Source organism: Limosilactobacillus difficilis, assembly GCF_947387495.1.
Classification (GTDB): domain Bacteria; phylum Bacillota; class Bacilli; order Lactobacillales; family Lactobacillaceae; genus Limosilactobacillus; species Limosilactobacillus difficilis.
Window position 1 is genome coordinate 1 of the sequence record NZ_CANDNU010000102.1, and the last position, 834, is coordinate 834.

At 37.8% G+C, this 834-nt stretch carries 1 protein-coding gene; it reads left to right on the forward strand.

Annotated features, from left to right (window positions below; genetic code table 11):
- Positions 1–834 (forward strand): transposase (locus QOR82_RS09130; RefSeq protein ID WP_283584422.1); only part of this gene is annotated, 834 nt, incomplete at both ends.

Sequence of the window (834 nt, forward strand, 5' to 3'; positions counted from 1 at the left end):
CTTCAAAAAAATGGCATGATCGATGAAGCATCTTTTATTGATGGTACTAAGATTCTAGCTAATGCTAATAAGTATTCTTTCGTGTGGAAAAAACGGACGATCAAATACAGTGATCTAAATGTAGTTAAAGCTCAGAAGATTATTAACGAAATGAAGCATGAAGTTGACATAAATGCTGAACTAGATGATTTTAAAATCGATAAATTAGACACCACAATTGCACTGCTGGAGCAGCGGATTGAAGAACTTAACGAGCAGGTAGCCACAAAACCAAAGGTTTCGCCAAACCCTGCGAAACAAGAACGTCGTCATGCTAAAAAGTACCTTCGTGCGCTTAATCATTGTCGTCAGAAAAATCTAGAATATAAAGCTCAAATGGCTACTGCAGGCCAGCGAAACAGTTACTCCAAAACTGATCATGATGCGACTTTTATGCGATTAAAAGAAGATCCGATGCGCAATGGTCAAACTAAACCGGCATATAATCTGCAAATTATGACGAATTCACAGTTTGTATTGGGTTATGATTTAATGCAAAACCCAACTGATACTAGAACACTGATCCCATTCCTGAAACAGCTTGACCAAAACGACGTTTTGGGTCATGAAATTGTAGCTGATGCTGGTTATGGTTCCGAACGAAATTATAAATATATTGAAGATGAGTTACCAGATTGTACAGCCTTAATTCCCTACAGTACGATGCTTAAAGAGAACAGTCGCAAGTGGAAATCTGACGATCGCAAAGTAATGAATTGGCAATATCATCCCGAAGACGATTATTATGTAAACCCAGCTGGTGTTCGTTTCAATTTTAAACGTTATGCTTATCGT